The following is a 592-nucleotide window of genomic DNA, read 5'->3' on the forward strand; positions in this document are numbered from 1 at the left end:
AATGATGGCTGCTTCTAAGCCAACATCCTGGTTGTCTAAGCAACTCCACATCCTTTTCCACTTAACACACACTTTGGGACCTTAGCTGGCGGTCTGGGCTGTTTCCCTTTTGACCATGAACCTTATCACCCACGGTCTGACTCCCAGAACAAAGTCGATGGCATTCGGAGTTTGACTGAATTCGGTAACCCGATAGGGGCCCCTCGTCCAATCAGTGCTCTACCTCCATGACTTTCTATTCTGAGGCTAGCCCTAAAGCTATTTCGGAGAGAACCAGCTATCTCCGTGTTCGATTGGCATTTCACCCCTACCCACACCTCATCCCCGTAATTTTCAACTTACGTGGGTTCGGACCTCCAGTCAGTGTTACCTGACCTTCATCCTGGACATGGGTAGATCACACGGTTTCGGGTCTACGACCGCATACTCACGCGCCCTATTCAGACTCGCTTTCGCTGCGGCTCCGCTTCTTTTGCTTAACCTCGCATACGGTCGTAACTCGCCGGTTCATTCTACAAGAGGCACGCCGTCACCCATTAACGGGCTCCGACTACTTGTAGGCACACGGTTTCAGGTTCTCTTTCACTCCCCT

General features: G+C 51.7%; 1 rRNA gene. It reads right to left on the reverse strand.

Annotated features, from left to right (window positions below):
* Positions 1-592, reverse strand: a 23S ribosomal RNA gene (locus LCM11_RS20340); the annotation flags it as partial.

This window comes from Halobacillus halophilus (assembly GCF_020171985.1).
GTDB classification, from domain to species: domain Bacteria; phylum Bacillota; class Bacilli; order Bacillales; family Halobacillaceae; genus Halobacillus; species Halobacillus halophilus_A.